Origin of the sequence: Winogradskyella undariae (assembly GCF_013285155.1) — a bacterium.
Taxonomy (GTDB): domain Bacteria; phylum Bacteroidota; class Bacteroidia; order Flavobacteriales; family Flavobacteriaceae; genus Winogradskyella; species Winogradskyella undariae.
This window is the reverse complement of the sequence record NZ_JABTEL010000005.1, coordinates 151,154-174,965: the sequence shown is the minus strand read 5'-3', so window position 1 is coordinate 174,965 and position 23,812 is coordinate 151,154. Positions and strand designations below refer to the sequence as shown.

12 protein-coding genes and 1 tRNA gene are annotated in these 23,812 nt (G+C 32.8%); 7 read left to right on the top strand and 6 right to left on the bottom strand.

Translation table 11 applies throughout. The annotated features are described in order from the left end of the window. Positions 1-200 precede the first annotated feature (200 nt). Positions 201-1,505, bottom strand: a complete 1,305-nt coding sequence (gene der / locus HSX10_RS09285) for a ribosome biogenesis GTPase Der (protein ID WP_173587936.1) — start codon at positions 1,503-1,505, stop codon at positions 201-203. Between the two features lie 368 nt (positions 1,506-1,873). Here der and HSX10_RS09280 point away from each other — a divergent pair, with 368 nt between their 5' ends. The 5 genes from HSX10_RS09280 to HSX10_RS09260 all read left to right on the top strand — a co-directional run bounded on the left by HSX10_RS09280 (position 1,874) and on the right by HSX10_RS09260 (position 11,729). After that, the gene (locus HSX10_RS09280; RefSeq protein WP_173587935.1) at positions 1,874-3,727 is read left to right on the top strand and encodes a LysM peptidoglycan-binding domain-containing protein; all 1,854 of its coding nucleotides are present in this window, start codon (positions 1,874-1,876) and stop codon (positions 3,725-3,727) included. Between the two features lie 332 nt (positions 3,728-4,059). Then, positions 4,060-8,367: a T9SS type B sorting domain-containing protein gene (locus HSX10_RS09275; RefSeq protein WP_173587934.1), complete on the top strand. Its 4,308-nt coding sequence runs from the start codon at positions 4,060-4,062 to the stop codon at positions 8,365-8,367. A 4-nt stretch (positions 8,368-8,371) separates the two neighbouring features. Continuing rightward, positions 8,372-9,310, top strand: a complete 939-nt coding sequence (locus HSX10_RS09270) for a PorP/SprF family type IX secretion system membrane protein (RefSeq protein ID WP_173587933.1) — start codon at positions 8,372-8,374, stop codon at positions 9,308-9,310. Between the two features lie 10 nt (positions 9,311-9,320). Further along, a complete protein-coding gene (locus HSX10_RS09265) occupies positions 9,321-11,204 on the top strand; it encodes an OmpA family protein (RefSeq protein WP_173587932.1) in 1,884 nt (627 codons plus the stop codon). Between the two features lie 24 nt (positions 11,205-11,228). Next, positions 11,229-11,729: a GTP-binding protein gene (locus HSX10_RS09260; protein ID WP_173587931.1), complete on the top strand. Its 501-nt coding sequence runs from the start codon at positions 11,229-11,231 to the stop codon at positions 11,727-11,729. On the opposite strand, the gene era is transcribed toward HSX10_RS09260, so the two are convergent. The 4 genes from era to proS form a co-directional block, all read right to left on the bottom strand. Continuing rightward, positions 11,720-12,601 (bottom strand): GTPase Era, encoded by an 882-nt coding sequence (era, locus tag HSX10_RS09255; RefSeq protein WP_173587930.1) that lies wholly within the window; start codon positions 12,599-12,601, stop codon positions 11,720-11,722. The genes HSX10_RS09260 and era overlap by 10 nt on opposite strands. A 165-nt stretch (positions 12,602-12,766) precedes the next feature. Beyond that, positions 12,767-13,018: a 30S ribosomal protein S20 gene (gene rpsT, locus HSX10_RS09250; RefSeq protein WP_173587929.1), complete on the bottom strand. Its 252-nt coding sequence runs from the start codon at positions 13,016-13,018 to the stop codon at positions 12,767-12,769. Positions 13,019-13,043: 25 nt separating this feature from the next. Further along, positions 13,044-13,115, bottom strand: a tRNA-Glu gene (locus HSX10_RS09245). Positions 13,116-13,224: 109 nt separating this feature from the next. Next, entirely contained in the window at positions 13,225-14,703 is a 1,479-nt protein-coding gene (gene proS / locus HSX10_RS09240; protein WP_173587928.1) for a proline--tRNA ligase, read from the bottom strand. A 101-nt stretch (positions 14,704-14,804) separates the two neighbouring features. On the opposite strand from proS, the gene HSX10_RS09235 reads away from it, so the two are divergent. Continuing rightward, a complete protein-coding gene (locus HSX10_RS09235) occupies positions 14,805-15,839 on the top strand; it encodes a hypothetical protein (RefSeq protein WP_173587927.1) in 1,035 nt (344 codons plus the stop codon). 33 nt (positions 15,840-15,872) lie between these two features. Beyond that, positions 15,873-17,387, top strand: a complete 1,515-nt coding sequence (locus HSX10_RS09230; RefSeq protein ID WP_173587926.1) for an OmpP1/FadL family transporter — start codon at positions 15,873-15,875, stop codon at positions 17,385-17,387. A gap of 370 nt (positions 17,388-17,757) precedes the next feature. Here the strand turns inward: HSX10_RS09230 and HSX10_RS09225 are convergent, their stop codons facing one another. Then, positions 17,758-23,805, bottom strand: coding sequence for an FIDD domain-containing protein (locus HSX10_RS09225; protein WP_173587925.1), 6,048 nt, complete (start codon positions 23,803-23,805; stop codon positions 17,758-17,760). Positions 23,806-23,812 lie beyond the last annotated feature (7 nt).

Here is a 23,812-nt window from a genome sequence, read left to right as displayed (position 1 = left end):
AAAACGCAAGAAAGTTATAAATGGTATTAAAACTCTTAAAATTATTATAAAATAACACTCTAAACAACTAATGACAAACACTTATCATAAAATATCATTTTAACATAACCACTATAAACAGACTGTACTTAAAATAAAAAATTCCTCCTGAAAATCATTTCAGAAGGAATATATTATATCATTATGATGTATAAGAAATTTTATTTCTTTCTCATGTAAACACTTACAGGTACACCATTAAAATCAAATTCATCACGCAACTTATTTTCAAGAAAACGCTTATAAGGTTCTTTTACATATTGAGGTAAATTACAGAAAAATGCAAATTGTGGTTGCGGTGTTGGCAACTGCATAATGTATTTAATTTTTACAAATTTCCCTTTATATGCTGGTGGTGGCTGATTCTCTATTATAGGTAATAAAGTTTCATTTAACACACTTGTTTTAATACGTTTTGTACGGTTTTGATAAACCTCAACAGCTGTTTCAATAGCTTTAAAAATACGTTGCTTATTTAATACAGATATAAATACAATTGGCACATCTGTAAATGGCGCCATCTCTTGTCTTATATGTTGCTCAAAAGCTTTAGCTGTTTTTGTATCCTTTTCTATTAAATCCCATTTATTAACAAGAATTACAATCCCTTTTCTGTTACGTTCTGCTAACCAGAAAATATTTTGAACTTGGCCATCAAAACCACGAGTTGCATCTAAAACTACTAAACAAACATCACAATGCTCGATTGCTCTAACACTACGCATTACAGAATAGAATTCTAAATCTTCCTTTACTTTAGATTTACGACGAATACCTGCCGTATCTACTAAATTAAATTCAAATCCAAAACGATTATATTTTGTATCGATAGAATCTCTAGTTGTTCCTGCAATATCTGTTACGATATAACGCTCCTCACCTATTAATGCATTTATGAAAGAAGATTTTCCTGCATTTGGTCTTCCTACTACAGCAAAACGAGGCAATTCATCTTCTTCAACTTCTTCTACTTCTGGTAAAGCCTTTACAACAGCATCTAATAAATCTCCTGTTCCACTTCCATTGATACTCGCAATAGTATAATATTCCCCTAAACCAAGAGAATAAAATTCAACAGCATCTTCAGCACGTTTGTTGTTATCAACTTTATTTACGACTAAAAAAACAGGTTTATCTATTCTTCTAAGCAATTTAGCAACATCTTCATCCATACCAGTTACGCCAGATTCTACATCCACCATAAAAATAATGGCATCAGCTTCTTCAATAGCTAACTCTACTTGCTTATCTATTTCTGCTTCGAAAACATCATCACTACCAAGGACATATCCACCGGTATCAATTAAAGAAAACTCTTTCCCATTCCAATCCGACTTTCCATAATGACGGTCTCTTGTTACACCACTAACGGCATCTACAATAGCTTCACGTCTTTTAATAAGACGGTTAAAAAATGTCGACTTCCCTACATTTGGACGACCTACTACAGCGACAATATTACTCATTGATTTTTATTTAAGTCTACAAAGATACTATATCCTTATCTCTTATAGAGCACTATTTATGACTTTTCACTCCTTATATAGCATAAAGAATTTTTATTGCATAAAAAATAAATTAAAAAACCAAATAAAAATTATTAATCCCCTCTTGATAACATGTATTAATTTAGGAAAGTTAGCTTAATTTTTAGTAATTTTATCACCTATAATAAACAGGTTTTTTTTACACATTTTTTAATGATTGTATAGATCTATTTTTTTTTAGGAACAGCCCCAATTCCTACAGATTTATCATAACCTACAATAATAAAAACACACATTATTTATCACCTAAAAAATAATGTGTTACGCCTAATAATTCAAAAAAAATAATGAAGAGATTACTTACACTTATCTTAATTTTAGCTTTCAATTCTTATGCACTATTTGCTCAAGAGGACTACAAAGAGCATGTTGTTAAAGAAGGGGAAAATATCTACATGATATCTAGACAATATAGAGTAACTCCTAATTCTATTTTTAAGCTTAACCCAGGATCTGAACAAGTAATTTATGTAGGAAGTATTTTGCGCATACCAAATTCTTCCTCGACTAACAATAACTCAAGCAACAATAAACCTACAGTTACAAGTGGCAATAACGACACCGTAAAAAATTATGTAGTACAAAAAGGAGACACAAAATTTAGCCTTTCTCGTCGTTTCGGTGTCAGTATTAATGAATTAGAACAACAAAATCCTCATATTAGAAATATGCTCCAAACAGGGCATATTATCAATTTAAATAACACTAAAACCGAAGCAGAAGAAACGACTTCAACCATAAAAGAAACGGTTATTACAGAAACAAATACCACGACCCCTTCTATTACAACCGACACTACCACTATCACGGAGGTAAAAACAAAAATCAAAGGATATAAAGACTACGTAATAAAACCAAAACAAACACTTTATAGTCTCTCTATGATGACAGGGATGTCTACGGAAGATTTGATTACCCTAAATCCAAAATTAAAAACAGCAGTTGTTACAGGAGATATAATAAAAGTGCCTACCAATATAACGCAAACTAATGATGTAAAAAACACATTAAACAATTCTGATTCCACTAAAAATATTGAGACAGAAAAGCCACCAAAAATTATAACCAACAATAACGAGGCTTTATATGCTAATTTAGTTAAAAACACAGCTAACGGAATTTATTTTTATACTCCTTTTTCAAGCGATGAGCTAAGTTCTCCTGAGGGGCGACAAAAAATACTAGAAGTTAGTACTGACTATAAAAAATATATTGATTTTTTCCAAGGAGCTCAAATAGCAATTGATTCTGCTAAAGCTTTAAAGCTTGAGTTTGATGTTACTTTAATAAAAAAGAATATAGCAGAATCTAAATTAACAGTTGACAGTCCTTACAACAAGAATGTTATTTTAGTTCCATTTCTAGATGGTGGCTCACAATTTCCAGAAATTAAATCTGATAAATCTGTTTCAATTATTGACATAAAATCGAATCTAAACAGTAGTGATAATATTAATATTTATAAATCTATTCCGTCAGACACTATTCAGAAAACAAAGACTTTAAATTATTTGGCCAAACAGAATGCTAATACAATTGTGGTTAGCGATTTAGATGAAGCTAAAAATAAAACTCTAATTAAAAAGATACTTCCTGATTCTAAATTTTTAAAAGTAAATAATTCTGGTTTTTTTAATTCTGAAAAACTAAAAAGCACATTAGATAAAACCAAGCTTAATTATATTGTTTTAGACAGCGACAAAACGATCATTCTATTAAATACAACTACGGCCTTGATGAGAGAATTATCAGAATATGATATTCAATTGGTTATGATAGAATCTGAACTGATCTCAAAACAAAATCAAGTTTCAGAGATGAGATTTAAAATATTGAAACTCATTTTTCCTTCAAACACAAATTCTTTAAATAAGTCTGACATTACAGATTTTGAAAACAAATACAAAAGTATTTTCGATACAGCACCTACAGAAAATTCTATTCTAGGTTTTAATGTCACTTTAGATGCTTTATTAAGAATCTCTCAAGACTCATCATTTGAAGAAACAATCAATAATATCATCTCTACACAACCTCATTTAAAGTTTGAGTATAAAAAAATAAAAGATGGTTATTATTTTAATAGAGGTATTTATTTAATGCAATATAATTCTGAAGAAGGCATATTAGAAGTCGATTAATTGCTCAAAATAGTTATATAAATAAGCATCGTAATTATCTTAAACTACATAAAAAAAAACTTAAAATCTTATTCAATATACTCACTAAAAGAGCTCTTTTCCCCAAAAAGCTATCCGCAAAATACACAAAACAACGACAAACAACACGTTTTGTTTTACTTAAAAAATTTATAAAAATCTAAAAAACAGGTATTTAACCCCAAAAAACACAAGAATCCAAAAAACAAAAACTGCAAGGCTTTAATTTTGTTATATTTAAGCTAATTACATATATTTGTTTCCCTTCCCCACAATTTGGCAAGAAGATAGTTTTATTTTGAATTTGCTGCTCTATGCCAATTTCAACAAAAAATAATTATTACAAATTTATGAGAGCCAAAAAGTACAGTTTTAAAAGTTATACTACGTTTTTAGTGTTTCTTACGTTGTCAATTAACGGCATACTTACACCTGCTTATGCTCAATGCCCTACAGTAACAGAACCTATACAATCATTATGTAATGTACAATCTGTTTTAGTTAGTGACTTACAAGCAACTGACACAGGTGGAGGTATTGTTTGGTACGATTCGGCAACCTCGACAACTCCTTTATCAAATTCACAAGGTCTAATTAGCGGTGAAGACTACTATGCCGATAATAACGCAGGTACTTGTACCACAAGAGCTCGAGTAGATGTCATAATCTACAGTGCTCCCGTTGGAGATAATTATCAAGGTATTTGTATAGATGATCCTTCACTTGCAACTGTTAGTAGCTTAAACGCTGTAGGAAATGATGTACAATGGTATTTAACATCATCAGGTGGGCTTCCTTTAAATGAAACTGATGTTCTAATAGATGATACTTTATACTATGCAGATCAAGCAAGTCCTGATGGAAACTGTAGAACATCAAGACTATCTGTTTTAGTTAATGTTGGATCCACACTTTTACCTGAAGGAGATCCAATTCAACAATTTTGTATTTCTTCTAGTTTTCAGCCTACACTTAACGATTTAGTTGCTACCGGCAATAATAATTGGTATAACTCCTTATTTTCCGCTGTAACTCTTCCTCTTTCAACACCTTTAGTTAATGGACAAACTTATTATGCCACAGCTGTAGATCCTCCCTGTGAAAGTACTGCTAGATTAGCTATAACAGTAATTTTAAATAATTTCCCTGATGCAGGTGAAAATGCAACAGTAGATATCTGTGAAAATAATAATTCAACAATTAATTTATTTACAGCATTAGAAGGAACACCTAATACTGGAGGATTTTGGTCACCATCACTTAACAGTGGCACGAATATATTTGATCCCGCTATAGACCCTAGCGGTATTTACACATACACTGTTGGTGCACCTGCTACTTGTGGTTATGCTACCGCAACAGTTAATGTATCTTTTTCTGATAATGAAGACGCAGGTGAAGATGGAACTATAGAGGTTTGCGAAAACAATGGCACTTTTAATCTTTTTAATAGTTTAAATGGCACACCAAACACTGGTGGTACTTGGTCTCCTGCTTTAAATAGCGGAACTGGACTTTTTGACCCTAATTTTGATACAGCAGGAACTTATACCTATACAATATTAAGCACTACCTCTTGTCCTGATTCTTCAGCAAACGTAGAAGTTTCTATTTTACAAGAACCTGATGCTGGCTCTAACGCTATACTAGATATTTGTAGTAATAATGAAAATACAATTAATCTATTTGAAACTCTTAATGGAACACCTGAAAATGGAGGTTTTTGGTCACCGTCTCTTAATAGTGGAACAAATATATTTGATCCTGCTATAGACCCTAGTGGTATTTACACATACACTGTTGGTTCTCCTTCTTCTTGTGGTTATGCTACGGCAACAGTAGATATATCTATTTCAGTTTATGAAAATGCAGGTGAAAATGGAGTTATAGAAGTTTGTGAAAACGACAGTCCTTTTGATCTTTTTAATAGCTTAAATGGCACACCAAGTACTGGTGGTACTTGGTCCCCTACTCTTAATAGTGGAACTGGACTTTTTGATCCCTCTTTTGATACAGCAGGAACTTATACCTATACAATATTAAGCACTACCTCTTGTCCTGATTCTTCAGCAAACGTTGAAGTTTCTATTTTACAAGTACCTGACGCAGGTTCAAATGCAGTACTAGATATTTGTAGTAATAATGAAAATACAATTAATTTATTTGAAACTCTTAATGGAACACCTGAAAATGGAGGTTTTTGGTCACCGTCTCTTAATAGTGGAACAAATATATTTGATCCTAATATAGACCCTAGTGGCATATATACTTATACTATTGGTGACCCTTCTTCTTGTGGTTATGCTACGGCAACAGTAGATATATCTATTTCAGTTTATGAAAACGCAGGTGAAAATGGAACTGTAGAAGTTTGCGAAAACGACAGTCCTTTTAATCTTTTTAATAATTTAAATGGCACACCAAGCACTGGTGGTAATTGGTCTCCTGCTCTTAATAGTGGAACTGGACTTTTTGATCCCTCTTTTGATACGGCAGGAACTTATACTTACACAATATTAGGCACAGCCTCTTGTCCTGATTCTTCAGCAAACGTTGAAGTTTCTATTTTACAAGTACCTGACGCAGGTTCAAATGCAGTACTAGATATTTGTAGTAATAATGAAAATACAATTAATTTATTTGAAACTCTTAATGGAACACCTGAAACCGGAGGTTTTTGGTCACCATCTCTTAACAGTGGTACAAATATATTTGATCCTACTATAGACCCTAGTGGCATATATACTTATACTATTGGTGACCCTTCTTCTTCTTGTGGTTATGCTACGGCAACAGTAGATATATCTATTTCAGCTTATGAAAACGCAGGTGAAAATGGAACTGTAGAAGTTTGCGAAAACGACAGTCCTTTTAATCTTTTTAATAATTTAAATGGCACACCAAGCACTGGTGGTACTTGGTCACCGACCCTTAATAGTGGAACTGGACTTTTTGATCCCTCTTTTGATACGGCAGGAACTTATACCTACACAATATTAGGCACAGCCTCTTGTCCTGATTCTTCAGCAAACGTAGAAGTTTCTATTTTACAAGAACCTAATTCTGGTACAAACACTACAATAGATATTTGCAGTACTGATATAGTTAACCTATATGAAAGCCTTAATGGAACACCTGATATTGGAGGAACATGGACTCCTTTATTAAATAGTGGAACAGATATATTTGATCCTAGTATTGATGTAGCTGGCACTTATACATATGAAGTAACTAATTCATGTAGTACAAGTTCTTCTAGTATGATTATAACTATTTCAAATCCAAATGATGCAGGTGCTAACGGTTCTGTTGAATTCTGCTCAGACGAATTAAACACGATTGATTTATACGATGTTTTAGAAGGTACACCTCAACTAGGAGGAGAATGGAGTCCTGCATTAACTAGTGGTTCAAGTCTTTTTGATCCTAATGTTGATGCGCCTGGCATTTACACTTATACTGTTTCAAATACCTCATCTACCTGCCCTGAGGCAACAGCTTCTGTTACTGTTACACTTATTGCACCACCAAATGCGGGTAATGATAACATTATTAATATATGTTCTAATGATACTATTACTGATTTATTTGATAATCTAGGTGGTACTCCAGATGCAGGAGGAATATGGACACCATCATTAGCTAGTGGAACAGGAGAATTTGACCCAAATATAGATCAAGCTGGTGATTATACATACACATTAACTTCTACTGAGTGTAATATTACAGATACTGCAACAGTAACCGTAACAATACTAGAAATACCGAATGCTACGGGACTAACATTACAAATGGATGATAATTTTGTTTGTCAAAACAATGAAGACATTGTCATTAATATAACAAATGCGACTCAATTAACCGATGCTGATTATTCTATAGAATACTCAATAACCGGATCAAACAATTCTATTAATACAACAATAATAACAATAATTGATGGTAATGCTGCTCTAGTAATTCCTGCTTCATTATTAAGTAATCCAGGAAATAGTATAATAACAATAATTCATCTTTTTGCATTAAATCAGAACTGTAGTGCAATAACAGACACTTTAGAGCCATTTGAAATTGAAATCCAAGAATCATTAATACCTGAAATTATAAATAATGACATTGAATATTGTTTAGGGGATATTTTAACTGTTGCCGATTTAACAAACAATATCGTCTCTGTTGAAGATAATGATATAATTTGGTATGACGAATCAACAAATGGAACCCCATATGATTCTACAGAAACCCTAATAAATGGCTTAACGTATTATGCTGCTTATCAATCCGAATATGGTTGTCAAAGTAACACTAGGTTAGAGTTTACTCTTAATTTAGTTTCATGTGTTGAAGAACTCTTAATACCAGATGGATTCTCACCTAATGGAGATGGAATTAATGATGTTTTTGATATTTTATACTTAAATGATTTATACCCAAATTTTAAATTAAGCATCTATAATAGATATGGTAATATATTTTATGAAGGGAATATTAATTCACCTAAATGGAATGGAACAGGTAAAAAAGACAACTCTGTATTACCTTCTGGTGTCTATTTTTACATATTAGAGTTTAATGATGGAGAACGAGAACCAAAACAAGGGAGGGTCTATTTAAATAGATAATTAAATGACAAATAAAATAACATATAGTATTGCGATAATAATCTCATTATTAAGCTTCTCATCGCATGCACAACAAGATCCGCAATTTACACAATATATGTATAATATGAGTGTAGTGAATCCTGCGTACGCTCTTGATGATGATACTAATATAAATTTAGGCATACTTTACAGATCACAATGGGTTGGCTCTGTTGGTGGCCCTACAACTGGAACATTTTTTGGTCATACAAAACTTACTGATCAATTAGAAGGAGGTATTTCTATTGTACATGATGAAATTGGTGATGTTGTAAAACAAACTAGTGCGTATGCTGATGTTGCTTATGTGCTTCCTATTGGTCTAAATTCAAAATTGTCCTTTGGAATAAAAGCAGGAGCAACATTTTTTAGTACAAATTTTGATGGTTTTACTTATTCTGATCAAGTTAATGAAGATCCCGCTTTTTCTGAAAATATAAATAGAACCTTCCCTAATATTGGTGCTGGTCTATATTATTTTTCTGAAAAATATTATGTAGGATTATCTGCACCAAATTTACTACAATCAAAACACCTTAAAGATGAAAGTGGTATTGTCTCTGAAGCTTCAGAAAATGTACACTTATTTTTCACAGGAGGTTACGTTTTCAATTTAAATGAAAATTTAAAATTTAAACCTGCTTTTATGACAAAGTATGTTAATAGCGCACCTATATCAGTAGATCTTACAGCAAACATATTGATGTATGATAAACTAGAATTTGGTGCAGGTTATCGCTACGACGATTCAGTTACTGGAATGATTAATTTCTCAATATCATCCGCAATTAGAATTGGTTATGCATACGATTATACACTCACTAACTTAGGAGAATTTAATTCTGGCTCTCACGAAGTCTTTTTATTATTTAACATAGAAAAGTTCGGTAAAGGCTATGATAAATCTCCAAGATTTTTCTAATCAAAAACAGATGAAAACACATAAATTTTATATCATATTAGTCCTTTTAATGATCAGTACGCTCTGTTTTTCTCAATCACAAAGAAGAGCTGATATTTTATACAAAAATAAAGCTTACTTAGAAGCAGCTGAAATCTTCACAACGCTTCCTAAAACGTTAGAAAATTTAGAAAAATTAGGTGATTGCTATTATTATAATACGGATTATGAAAAAGCCTATAAAACGTATAAAAAGATTTATAATACAAAAACAAACAAAAATCTAACAGAGTCTTTCTATTTTAAATATTATGAAGTTTTAAAAGGAACAAAAAATTACAAACAAGCTGATGAGATATCTACATTATACTTAGACGACAAAATAAATACCCCAAATTTTAAAGCTTTATTAGAAAAAATAGTTCCTTATAATTACGAATTAAAAAATCTTACAGAAGATGTTGGAGGGTCTAATTTTGGCATAGCACTAAATGCAGATAAGATTGTTTTTGCCTCAACAAAAAACATTAAATACCCAAACTATCATTGGAACGGCAAACCTTACTTAGATTTATACGAAACTAAACTCTCTGAAGAAGGTGAAATAGACTTAGATAGTATTCAACCCTTAAGTAAAGAGATTAATAAAGAAAAACAACACGAAAGTAATGCTGTATTTACAAAAGACGGCAAAACAATGTATTTCTCTAGAAATTTAAAAAAACGAATTAGTTTAGACTCTACAAAAATTTCTGTCGTAAGTATATTTAGCGCCCAATTAATTGAAGGTCAATGGACAAATATAAAACCTGTCTCTTTCTCTAGTGATACTTATTCAACCATGCACCCTACCCTTAATAAGAAGGAAGATAAATTATATTTTTCAAGTGATATGCCTGGAACACTTGGGGAATTTGATATTTTTTATGTCGACTTATTCTCAGACGGATCATTTGGTCAAGCCATTAATTTAGGAAGCTCAATTAATTCTGTAAGAAGAGAACAATTTCCTTATATCGCAAAAGACACTACCCTATATTACTCTTCTAATGGTAAGCACGGATTTGGTGGTTTAGATATTTTTGCAAGTAGTTTTAAAAACAATAAATTTTTAGAAGCTTTAAATTTAGGAGAAACTATAAATAGTGAAAAAGATGACTTTTCCTTTGTACTTATTGATTCATTAAATACAGGTTTCATTTCGTCAAACAGAGCTGGTCTAGACAATATTTATACTTTTAAGCGCTTAGAGAAAGAAAGACACTATTATTTAGAGGGCTTAGTTACAGATATCGTAACAGGTCAAATACTACCAAATACCATCGTTGTTTTATATGACAAAAAAGGACATAAAATTGGAGAAGAAATCGTTGATAAATATGGTAAATATAAATTCTTAATAAGACCTAATCAAAGCTATTCTATAGAAGGATACCAACCTAAATACATTCCTCATATTGAATATTTTGATACTAATGACAAAGGTAATATTCAATTTAATATTCAATTAAAAATTAGAGCTTATAAAGATGCTGAAGAAATTGTAATTGATGATGGTAATGGTAATACTTATATTGAATTAGAAAATATTTATTTCGATTTTGGTCAATGGGATATTAAACCTCAAGCAGCAAAAACTCTTGATGTATTAGTGGAATTATTAGTAAAGTACCCAAGAATGGAAATTCAACTTGGTGCACACACAGATTCTAGATCAAGTGAGCTATTTAATTTAGAACTCTCTGAAAAAAGAGCACTTGCTACATTAGAATATTTAGTAGAAAATGGAATAAAAAGATCACGTTTAAGATCTAAAGGATACGGAAAAACCCGCCCCTTAGTTCCTTGTGGCGATAACTGTACAGAAACAGAACACTCTATTAACAGACGTTGTGAATTTCTAATTTTACGTTAAAAGAATTTTTATTTCAAAAAAAATATGACAATCTCTAATGAAATCGTTCTAAGACCACGTTTTAAACTGGAAATTCCGGCAAATAACAATTCTATATTAGAAAGTTTTGAAGAGAATAAAAAAAATCAAACAGAATTTATAGTTTCTAGAGTAGATAACCATGTATTTATAAGGTTTCTTAAAAAAAACCAACATTTTTGGTCACCGCAGTTACATCTAGAAATTAATGAAGCTAGTGAAGATAGAGCTATTGTAAGTGGCTTATTTGGTCCAAACCCTACTGTTTGGACCATGTTTATGTTTTTTCATTTTATTGTAGCTGCCTTATTTTTTGGATTTGGCATTTGGGCTTACACAAATGCGAACCTAGGAAACTCTTTTGCATTACAATTATCCCTGTCACTATTTATGATCCTTATTTGGTGCTTACTATATTTTGCAGGAAGAATAGGTCGCGCAAAAGGAAAGCCAGAAATGCAGCTATTAAATAGCTTTATGCATAAAATACTTAAACCTTATCGTTGATTATAACCAAAACGTTTTAATTGCGACTGATTACTTCTCCAGTTCTTATTGACCTTAACATACAATTCTAAGTGTACTTGTTTCCCAAAGAATTTCTCTAAATCTTTACGTGCTTCAATACCAACACGTTTTAAAGCAGATCCTTTATGACCAATAATAATCCCCTTTTGGGTCTCACGTTCAACCATAATAACAGAACGCATTCTAATGATCTCATCCTCTTCAAAAAACTCTTCTGTATCGACTTCAACTGCGTACGGAATTTCTTTTTTGTAATGCAATAATATTTTTTCTCTTATCGCCTCATTTACAAAAAAACGCTCTGGCTTATCTGTTAATTGATCTTTTGGATAAAATGCAGGAGACATAGGTAATAACTCTATAATTCTATCAAATACATTCTGAACATTAAAGCCTTCTAAAGCTGATATTGGAAAAAACTCTGCATTAGGTACTTTTTGTTGCCATAATTGCGCTTGTTCTTCTAATTGCTCTTGATTAGAATTATCAATCTTGTTTAATAATAATAAAACAGGAATTTTAGAATTGGTAATTTTATTAAAAAAGGCTTCATCTTTCAACTCTTTCTCGCCTATTTCAACCATATAAATTAAAACATCAGCATCATCAAAGGCAGACTTTACAAAGTCCATCATAGAAGCCTGTAATTCATAAGCGGGCTTAATAATACCAGGCGTATCACTTAAAATGACCTGAAAATCTTCGCCATTAACAATTCCTAAAATTCTATGTCTAGTTGTTTGCGCCTTAGATGTAATTATTGATAATTTTTCACCAATAAAAGCATTCATCAATGTAGACTTCCCAACATTAGGATTTCCTATAATATTTACAAAACCTGCTTTATGCATTTTAATCTATTTTAAGGTATAAAGGTAGTACTTATAAGTATGACTAACTTTTTTAAATTTTTATGATGTAGTAAGATAGTAATTATATAAACTCAAACATATCTTAAAAACAAAAAAGTCTTTCCAAAAGGAAAGACTCTTTAATATCGTTGAAAGAAACAATAATTATATTGCTGCAACATGTTTAGTTAACTGAGATTTTAAATTCCCAGCTTTGTTAGAATGAATAACTTTATTCTTAGCTAATTTATCTAACATACTAATCACAGAAGGTAACATTGTTTGAGCTTCCTTAGCATCTGTAATTTCACGTAATTTTTTTATAGCATTACGAGTTGTTTTATGTTGATACTTGTTAAGAACACGTCTTTTTTCGTTTCTTCTTATTCTTTTTAAAGCTGACTTATGATTTGCCATTGTTATCTCTTTCTTATTAAAATTGTAGCCCGTAGGGGAGTCGAACCCCTCTTACATGGATGAAAACCATGCGTCCTAGCCGATAGACGAACGGGCCATTTTGTTGTTTTAATATTTTAATGAACCAGCAACGTTTCCATTGCGGGTGCAAATATACAACTCTTTTTTACTTCTGCAACAATTATTTCATTTTTTTTTAAAATAATTTAATAAGCCTTTGCAAAAAGCACCCTTTCTTGTGATGGTTTACCACTAAACACACATACCCCATCTTCCTTAACATTGTCCATAGGAATGCATCTAATCGTTGCTTTTGTTAGTTCTTTGATCTTTTTCTCGGTCTCTGCAGTACCATCCCAATGCGCTGAAATAAATCCTGTTTTATTTTCTAAAACTTTTTTGAAAGTTTCAAAATCATCAACTTTAGTGATATGTTCATCTCTATAATTTAAAGCCTTCGCATATAACGCATCTTGAATTACCGTTAAAAGATCTTTTATAGTTGAAGCAATACCATCTATTTGAACGACCTCTTTCGTTAAAGTATCACGTCGAGCTAATTCAACAGTATTATTTTCTAAATCTTTTGGGCCAATTGCAATACGTAACGGTACACCTTGCAATTCATGTTGAGCAAATTTAGCCCCTGGTCTGTGTGTCGTTCTTTTATCAAACTTACAGCTTACGCCTAAAGCTTTTAATTCTTTAATAATAGTTTGAGCTTTCTCTGAAATTAATTCGAATTGTTCATCCGTCTTAAATATAGGAACAATAACAACTTGAGATGGCGCTAAGTTTGGAGGTAATACTAAACCTTTATCATCACTATGCGTCATTATTAAGGCTCCCATTAATCGTGTAGAAACCCCCCATGATGTTGCCCATACATAATCTTGCTTTCCTTCGTTATTTGTATACTTAACATCAAAGGCTTTTGCAAAATTTTGACCTAAGAAATGTGAAGTCCCTGCCTGAAGTGCTTTTCCATCTTGCATTAAAGCTTCAATACAATAGGTATCAATTGCTCCTGCAAAACGTTCACTTTCTGTTTTCACGCCTTGTATAACAGGAATTGCCATAAAGTTTTGAGCAAACTCTGCATAAACATCATTCATCTGCTCTGCTTCTACTAGCGCTTCTGCTTTTGTTGCATGAGCTGTATGACCTTCTTGCCATAAAAATTCTGCTGTACGTAAAAACAAACGTGTTCGCATTTCCCAACGTACTACATTTGCCCATTGATTAATTAAAATTGGCAAATCTCTATAACTTTGTATCCAACCTTTATAAGTGTTCCAAATAATAGCTTCACTTGTAGGTCTAACCACTAACTCTTCTTCTAGCTTAGCTTCAGGATCTACTCTTAATTTCCCTGGGTTATCTGGATCGTTCTGTAATCTATAATGTGTTACAACAGCACATTCTTTAGCAAAACCTTCTGCATTCTTTTCTTCTGCTTCAAATAAACTCTTTGGTACAAATAATGGAAAATAAGCATTTTCATGTCCTGTCTCTTTAAACATTCTATCTAATTCTGCTTGCATCTTTTCCCATATAGCATAACCATAAGGTTTTATAACCATACAACCTCTAACAGCTGAATTCTCTGCTAAATCAGCTTTTACAACTAATTCGTTATACCATTTTGAATAATCTTCAGCTCTACTCGTAAGATTTTTACTCATTTTCCGTGTTTTGGCACAAATATTGCGCTTATGTTAAATGTATTAAATAATACAGCAAAACTAACTATTTTTGCTATGTTCAACAATAAAATAAAAGAGATATGCAATTTAAAACTATAATTACCCAAAAATTGCCATTTTTTGTTGCTCTCGGTTTCATTACCGCGTTAACTTCTTGTGGTTCGTTTCAATATGTAGGCTATGATAATGATGGGATTTACAGCACAGAAGAACAAGAAGTAGTTGTTGAAGAACCCGTAGTTACAACCTCTACAAACAACTCAAATTATTATAAAAACTATTTCGCTGAAAACTCAGCAGAAGTAGATGCCATACAAGAAGAATCTGAAATTTTTACAGATATTGATTCTTACGAAGGTGAGTATACTGAACAAGCAGCAGATTATACTGAAGATCAAGTTGCTTATGGTGGTTGGGGACAAAACACTAATGAAATAACAATTAATTATGTAGATAATGGTTGGTACGGCTATAACGATCCTTGGATGTGGAATACGGGGTTTAGTTATGGTTACTATGGTTGGAATAGACCATGGGGATACAACAATTATAGATACAGTTGGAACAGACCTTGGGCATACGGTGCATATTACGGTTACGGTTACAATTCTCCTTGGCACAATGGTTATGGTTACAGTAATTATGGATGGAATAATAATTATTATAGAAATAGTAGATATGCTTACAACAACTCTAGAAGAGGATCTGTACTTTATAACGAACGTTTAAGTCGTAGTTACAGTAACAACAACACCTTAAGTCGTAGAAGTAACTCTGCAATATCAACTAGAAACAACTATTCTACAAGAAGACTATCAAATTCGTCAAGTACAACTAGAAATAATTCAAATACAAGAGCTAGATCTGGTAACTATCCTACAACAAGAAGAACAACTACAAGATCTAGTAGAGTAACGAGACCTACAACGACAACAAGATCTACAACTACAAGATCAACAACCCCTACAAGAAGCACAAGATCATCAGGAACAACTAGAAGATCAAGCTCAAGCAGCTCTAGATCATCAGGAACAACGACTAGATCGAGTTCTAGTAGTTCTAGATCTAGTAGTGGTAGTAGCTCATCTAGCAGTAGCAGACGTAGTAGAGGATAAAATTATTAAGTTCTAAATTATAAAAAACTAATTATGAAAAAGTTACTTATGCTAGGTATAGGCTTAATAAGCACGTCCTATATTATAGCTCAAGATATCACAGATGCTGTTAGATATTCAATGGACGAAATTCAAGGTACAGCACGTTTTAGAGCCATGGGTGGTGCTTTTGGTGCGCTTGGAGGAGACATGTCTAGTATAAATATTAACCCAGCGAGTTCTGCTGTATTTAATAACAGTCAAGCTTCTGTATCATTAGGTTTATTTAACTCTAAGGAAAATATTGGCTATTTTGATGGAAGCAATTCATCATCTAATTCTAATGTTGATTTAAATCAATTAGGTGCCGCTTTTATCTTTAAAAACACAAATCCTAATTCTGGTTGGAAAAAATTCTCTTTAAGTTTTGCTTATGATAGATCTGCAGACTATGATAATGACTGGGTGGCTAGTGGAACAAACCCTAACCAAACTATAGGTGATTATTTTTTAAATAATGCACAAGGATTGAGGCTAGATGAAATTTCTGCTTTTCCAGGTGAATCATACTCCCAAGCATATTCTGAAATAGGATCTTTCTACGGTCAGAGAAATCAACAAGCATTTTTAGGGTATGAAGGTTATATTATTAACCCTATAGATGATGCAGACGAAAATACAAGCTATGTCTCTAATATAAATGGAGGTGATTACAACCAACGCTACGCATATGCTAGTAGAGGTTATAATGGGAAATTAGCTTTTAATATCGCAACTAGCTATAACGATAAAATCTATTTAGGATTGAACCTTAATAGCCATTTTATAAATTATGACCGTACTACATTTTTAAATGAATCTAATTCAGGTTCTTCTATTAGTCAAGTAAATTTCGAAAACAATTTATCAACCACAGGGAGCGGTTTTTCATTTCAACTTGGTGGAATTGCTAAAATAACAGAACAATTAAGAGTAGGCTTATCTTATAACTCTCCAACTTGGTATCGTATTTCAGACGAAACTTCTCAATATTTAGCAACAACGAGATCAGAAGGTGGTTCTGACATAAATCAAGTTGTAAACCCTAACATTATTAATATTTATGAAGAATACAAATTACAAACCCCAAGTAAGATTACAGGTAGTTTAGCTTACGTTTTTGGCAAAACAGGTTTATTAAGTTTTGATTACAGTTTAAAAGATTATAGTAATACTAAATTTAAACCAACATCAGATGCTGTTTTCTCTAGTATAAACAATACTATAAGTAACACATTAGACACTGCTGCATCTTATAGACTAGGTGGAGAATACCGTTATAAACAAGTTAGTTTCAGAGGAGGATACCGTATTGAAGAAAGCCCATATAAAGACGATGGTTTTTATGGTGACCTAAAAGGATACTCTTTAGGTTTAGGATATGATTTTGGTAATCTTAATTTAGACCTTGCTTTTAGCCAATCTGAACGTGATTACAATTATCAACTCTATTCTACAGGCTTAACAGATGCTGCTCAAATTGAATCTAAGTATTCCGATTTTATTTTAACATTAGGGTTTAGGTTATAAAAACCAAATCTAAAAATCATAAAAAAGCCCTGAATATTACAATATTCAGGGCTTTTTACTTCGCTACATTTTCTTAAGAAGAATAAAACCTTGTTATGCATCCACCACTACTAAAGGTAATTTTCAATCACATGTAACATCAATAAGTTTGACTATATAATTAGCTGACTTTCCATACTCTTTAAATCTTCATGCTTCACCAACTACAAACTCCCCTATTCTATCTTCTAAATCTTTTACACATATATGTATTAACCTGAAAACTTATCTATAAAAGAACCGTGTAATTTTAAACTTTACCAGACTAGAGAACAAAATAAAGCCTGAACATAATTAAATGTTCAGGCTTTATATATTTATTCTATTCTACTTATCGTTTCAAAGAAAAATGAGCTTTAAATTCTTTGCGCTCTCCTGTGCTTGGCTCATCGTACTCTACTGTAAACCAGTATCCATCTGTTGGCATCAGTTTACCGTTATACGTGCCGTCCCAGCCATCACCATCTGGACTTACCTGTTGTAACAACTTACCATATCTATCATAGATATAGATCTCAGCACTATCACCAATACCTTCAATGTTCCAAGTTTCATTATTTCCATCTCCATTTGGCGTGAAGAACAATGGATAATCAAGTACAAATTTTGATGTTGATCTTAGTCCACATCCATTTCTATCTCTTGCAGTGATCTCATGATCTCCTGATGATACGTTGCTAAAGATTCCTGAGTCTTGCCATGGACCGCCATCTAAACTGAACTCATAGACTCCGATTCCTATTGCTGTTGCTTCTAAAACGTGATTATCTGCAAAAGCTTGTGTTAAAAGTTCTATTGTTATACTTGGTGGCTCACTTTCTATAACCTCTGTACTATCACTAATAACACAACTAGTCACTGATGATGTAGTGACATCTGTTACATCAACGCTATATGTTCCTTCTTCTAATGGAACAATACTTGGTCCTGTTTCCCCTACCATTTCCACAGCATTAAAATACCATACAAAAGTATAATCTACTGCAGATAAATAAGTATCTATAACTAAAGGCTCTAATACTTCTGTGTCATTAGTATTGATACAAAGGATATAACTATCATCTAAATCTAAATCTGGTAATGGATTAACCTCTAGGGTTAATTCGGCTACAGCATAACATATAGAGGTGTCGTTACCCGTTATCGCATCTGGGGTGTCATTATCTACTCTTGCATAAATTACTTGCGGATTTACCGTGTTTTCATACAACGTTGGTAATGGATTCTCTTTTAAATCAGCATCTTCTTGAGTTCCATAATAAGTTACGATATAATTTAAAGGATCTTGAAGATCTAAGATATCTGCATCCATTGTCGTTAAATCGAATTGAGCACTACCATTGGTATAATCTCCATCAATTTCATCGTCACATATTTCATATAATATTGGATTAGTATCCGGATTGGCTTGTGCCGCCTCATGAACTTCAATATAAAAACTCTGTGTACTTATTGAACAACCTGTTACGTTATTTGTGATTGTAACAAAGATTTCTTGTGGGTTACTTGTATTACTATATGAACTCACTAAGCCATTCATTCCTGCTTCAGCATCAGCTAAACTTTCGTGATAACTTACTATGAATTGTGTTGCGTCTTGACCGTCTAGTACTTCTTCATCTTTTGTTGTTAAATCAAAACTATCTATTCCATCAGTAAACAATTCACATTGTATAAAATCTGTAACAGGAACTACTGTTGGTAAAGGATGTACTACAATAGTAAAATCGACTAACGAATAACATCCTGTACTGTTTCTAGTTATTCTTACATAGATTTCTTGTTCTGGGGTATCTATATTAGTGTACTGTGTTGGATCTGGTATTTCATTAGAGTCTGTATTCGCATCTTCTTGAGTTTCATAATAACTTGCCGTTACGCCTGCTTCTCCGTTTAGGATTAAAACTTCATTTTCTGTTAAATCAAAAATCTCTACTCCATCTCCTGTATTTACATCATCACATAACGTGATGTTTGGAATATCTTCACTTGGTGTTGGCGTTGGATTTGGTAATACACGTATGGTCAGTGTTACATAATCTACACAACCCGTATTTGTATCCGTAACTACCACATAAAGCGTTTGCGGATTCGCATTTAATCCATCTACAGATGTATTAGTATACTGTGTTGGATCTTCAATAACATTGATTTGAGACTGTGCATCAGCATTAGTTTCATAATACGCTACTGATAAATTTCCGTTACCTCCTGTGATTTCATCATCTTTTACGGTTAAATCAAAAACTGTAAACTCATCACCTGGTGTTTCTCCTAAATCATCACATAAACTTAACTGTGTGGGCTGGATTGCTACAGGAGGTAAATTAACTTCTAATTGAAATTCACCAGTATCTTCACAACCTAATGATGCATTAAATAAACGCACATAAATAGTTTGAGGATTTACAGTATTTGTAAAACTATTAATATTAATGATTGGATTTGCTCCTGTTTCTGCTTCGGCTTCATTGATGTGATACGTAAGTGAAATAGCTGAAACATCTTGTGCTCCTATAATTTCTGCATCTTTCGTCGTTAAATCAAATTGTGTAAACCCATTAGCATCTGTATCACATAATACATATGGAGCTATTGCTGTTGGTACTTCTGGAGAAGCCACAACAATAAGTTCCAACGTGTTTTCGGTAAGACTATAACAACCTGTTAATGTATTTTCTGAACGTACATAGATCATTTGATTGTTAGCTACCGTATTAGTATATAATCCCGTAATAGCATTATCTCCTGTTTCAGCATCTGCCTCTGATTCGTGATAAGTAATTTCAACATCAGATTCACTATTAGTGATCTCTGTAGTACGTTGAGTTAAATCAAATTCGGCAAAGCCATCATTATTATCGTCACAAACTTCTATTGCTGTTGGATTTGGTTCTGGTGAAGGCACCGGATCTATATGCAGGGTTACCGTCACAGTATTATAACAGCCGGTTGTATCATTTTCGGCTCTTACAAAAATAATTTGATCATTCCCCGTATTTACATAAGGACTCGCTATAGCATTAGTTGCACTTTCTGCATCTAATAGCGTTTCGTAATACGTTAGAGTGAGACCTGTTTGACCATTTAAGATCTCATTATTAGCATCTTCTAAAGTAAAAGCTTCTTGCTCATCCCCTGGATTGTTTACATCACAAAGTTCTAATGGTGCCGGCGTATTTAATACAGGCAATGGGTTAACGATAAGTTCTAAACTTATTGTTTTATAACAACCTCCTGCAGTTGTATTATCCTCTGCTCGAATCCAAATGATTTGATTAAAAGCATCAGTATTTGTATAGGCTGAATAGTTAGTTATTGGATTACTTGCTGATTCTGCATCCGCTTCACTTACATAATAACTAAGAATGTATTGCGTCTCATTTTGACCGTTTAATACCTCTTGTGACTTCGTTGATAAATCAAAAATAGCATAACCATCTGCTGAAACATCATCACAAACTTCTAATGCACTTGGTGCTATTAATTGTGGCGTTTCTTCGACTATTAATTCTACTACAACAATCGTAGCACAAGCTGTAGTTATTGTTGAGCTTTCTATACGTGCATATAATGTTTGAGCATCTTGAACAATATTTTCGTAATCTACAGATGTGTCTATAGCATTTACTCCATCATCTGCATTGATCTGCGTTTCATGATAAGTAACATCTAATCCTGAAGCACCTCCGGTAATTTCAGTATCTAAATCACTAAGTATAAATATTCCTAATCCATCGTTGTCTGGATCACAATAAATAAGAGGTTGTGGTGTATACGCAATAGGAGCTTGTTGTACAACTAACTCTAACCTTGTAGTAACATAGCACCCTGTATTGGCATCTTCTACGCGTGCAAAAATAAATTGTCCGTTACTTGTATTTGTATACAGCAGTGGTAATGGATTAGTACCTAATTCTGCTTCTGTTATTAACTCATGATAAGTAATTATATAATCTGGATTATCACCTGTAATTTCTGAATTCTTCAAAGTTAAATCCATTTCAGTAAGGCCATCTGGTGTACCATCGTCACAAACTTCTAATGCTGATGGATCAGTGATTACGGGTAATGAATTTACTATTAAATCAAAAGATGTCGTTGCATAACAACTTGGATATAATGGATCTTCTACACGAACATAAATTGTTTGTTGATTTGGTGAACTTGTATTTTCATAACTTGTTGGTAAAATTCCTACATTATTTTCTGCATCATCTTGACTCGCATGAAAACTAACATTAAAAACAGAAGCATCTTGTCCTCCTAAGATTGTTGTTTCTTGGTTACTTAAGTTAAAAGTAGCAACACCATCTCCACTAAGATCATCACACATGTCTAGGTCAATTGGAGCAGTTGCCAATGCTCTTGTGTTGACTATTAGATTAAATAAAGGTATAACTGATGTAGCATAGCAGTCAGTATCAGCAATACTAGTTACTCTTACGTAAATAGGCTGTGGATTTGCAGTATTAGTATAAGTTAACGGTAAAGCGTTGTTTCCTAAATCTGCATCTTCTGCTGTTAAATAATAAGTAACTTCAAAATCTGCCGCAAGTTGTGATCCTAAAATTGTAGCTGTTTGATCGCTTAATTCAAAAGTTGAAAAGCCATCATTAGAATCATCATCGCAGATTGACATATCTGATACTGGATTGATAATTGGAGCTTCTGATATAGCTAATGTTATAGTACTCGTTGAGAAACATGCTGCAACACCCGCTATCTCAGCTCTAACATAGATAATTTGACCTTCTGTACCCGTATAAGAATCCGAATCACTAATAGGAGACGAATTATCTTCTGCACTAGTTAAATCCTCATGAAAAGAAACTACATAATCATCTACAGATAAAGGGCTTAATATATTTACAATTTCATTATCTAAATTAAAAATAGCAGAAGTAGCAGTACCGCTACATTCTGAAACTGAAATATCATTTAGAACAAATGTTTCTCCTATAGAAATCACAATTTCATCTTGAGCTGAACATGGATCTCCATATACAGCATCCAAACCTTCAGCTAATAAAGTGTAGGTCCCCGATTCTGTAACAGTTAACGAAGAAGTCGTTTCACCTGTGATTGGAACACCATCTTTTTGCCATTCAAAAGTATTAAAAGCACCTGTGTTATCTGAAATAATAGTATAATCTCCACCACTACATAATTCTTGATCTTCTCCTAGATCTACTTTACAAATAATATCACAATTTGTAGTTGCATCAGAACCTGGAAGATCATTAGAAACTAAATTAATATAACCTGCGGACTGACTATAATTTGTTACTAATAATACGTAATAAGAATTAGCTGGTGCATCTGGAATAAAAATATCTTCAGTAGCACTTGCTGAGAAACTACAATCAACTTGAGTTGATGCATTTAAACTAGAAGGTCCACATTCTGGTTGATCAAATGGACCCCATAAAATAAAATCGACATCATTACCTGTCCCTGTTCCATTTTGACCTGAATTTTGAGTTAGTGTAAAACTTAAATCTCCTGCAATATCACCTGTTTGCATAAAATACCATCTAGGTCGAGGCTGAGAACCCAAACAACCATAATCAATACCTGCTTGAGCTGTACCCTCACCAACAGGGGACGGAATATTAAGTAAATCTCCACAAATAGGCAACGAACCTACACAGGCATCGTTATCTAACACAAAAACCTGAATAGAACTATCAGAATCTGAACACCCAATAATATTAGTATCTGTTACCGTTAATGTAACTGTATATGTTCCTGGTGTTGGATATGCATAATTAACAACTAAACCATCCAAAGTATCACCGTTACCAAAATCCCATGTATAAGTAGCACCAGTACCATCATCAGAAAATATAGCACTACCTTCAAAAGTGACTAAATCTCCTGGATCCACTTCAACAACTCCTGACGCATCAGGTACAGGAGTTACATTATCAATAGAAGCGGTTATTGTTTGACAAGGTGTAAAACAATTAACACTAGCTTCCCAACCCGGGTTAGTACCAGAAGCATTCGAAATAAATTCTACAGTTAAACACCCCGATGTATTTGTATCAGATGCAGAAACAATCCCGGGAGACCCCCCCCCTACATAGGTACCAATTAAAGGTGCAGTAATACCATCTCCATCATAGATTTTCATTTCATCCCCATCTGAACCAATAAAGAAAAATGAAAAATCTAGTTGAATAGCACTACCTGCTACATCTGCACAAATTGTTGCTACATAATTTTCATTTGAGCCGTAACCAACATATTGGGTTCCTGAGTCATAAAACATTCCGCTACATTGGCTAAATATACCGTTGTCCATAATTATGTCTTGAGACACTACTAAATTAGTCGTTATAAAAAGCGCTAGTAGTAATATATATTTTTTCATCATACTG

Excerpts from the sequence above, each read along its gene's own strand:
- HSX10_RS09275 (WP_173587934.1), top strand. The coding sequence starts at position 4,060 with ATGCCAATTTCAACAAAAAATAATTATTACAAATTTATGAGAGCCAAA.
- rpsT (WP_173587929.1), bottom strand. The coding sequence starts at position 13,018 with ATGGCAAATCATAAGTCAGCTTTAAAAAGAATAAGAAGAAACGAAAAA.
- HSX10_RS09260 (WP_173587931.1), top strand. The coding sequence starts at position 11,229 with ATGACAATCTCTAATGAAATCGTTCTAAGACCACGTTTTAAACTGGAA.
- HSX10_RS09225 (WP_173587925.1), bottom strand. The coding sequence starts at position 23,805 with ATGAAAAAATATATATTACTACTAGCGCTTTTTATAACGACTAATTTA.
- HSX10_RS09270 (WP_173587933.1), top strand. The coding sequence starts at position 8,372 with ATGACAAATAAAATAACATATAGTATTGCGATAATAATCTCATTATTA.
- HSX10_RS09265 (WP_173587932.1), top strand. The coding sequence starts at position 9,321 with ATGAAAACACATAAATTTTATATCATATTAGTCCTTTTAATGATCAGT.
- HSX10_RS09230 (WP_173587926.1), top strand. The coding sequence starts at position 15,873 with ATGAAAAAGTTACTTATGCTAGGTATAGGCTTAATAAGCACGTCCTAT.
- HSX10_RS09235 (WP_173587927.1), top strand. The coding sequence starts at position 14,805 with ATGCAATTTAAAACTATAATTACCCAAAAATTGCCATTTTTTGTTGCT.
- proS (WP_173587928.1), bottom strand. The coding sequence starts at position 14,703 with ATGAGTAAAAATCTTACGAGTAGAGCTGAAGATTATTCAAAATGGTAT.
- der (WP_173587936.1), bottom strand. The coding sequence starts at position 1,505 with ATGAGTAATATTGTCGCTGTAGTAGGTCGTCCAAATGTAGGGAAGTCG.
- era (WP_173587930.1), bottom strand. The coding sequence starts at position 12,601 with ATGCATAAAGCAGGTTTTGTAAATATTATAGGAAATCCTAATGTTGGG.
- HSX10_RS09280 (WP_173587935.1), top strand. The coding sequence starts at position 1,874 with ATGAAGAGATTACTTACACTTATCTTAATTTTAGCTTTCAATTCTTAT.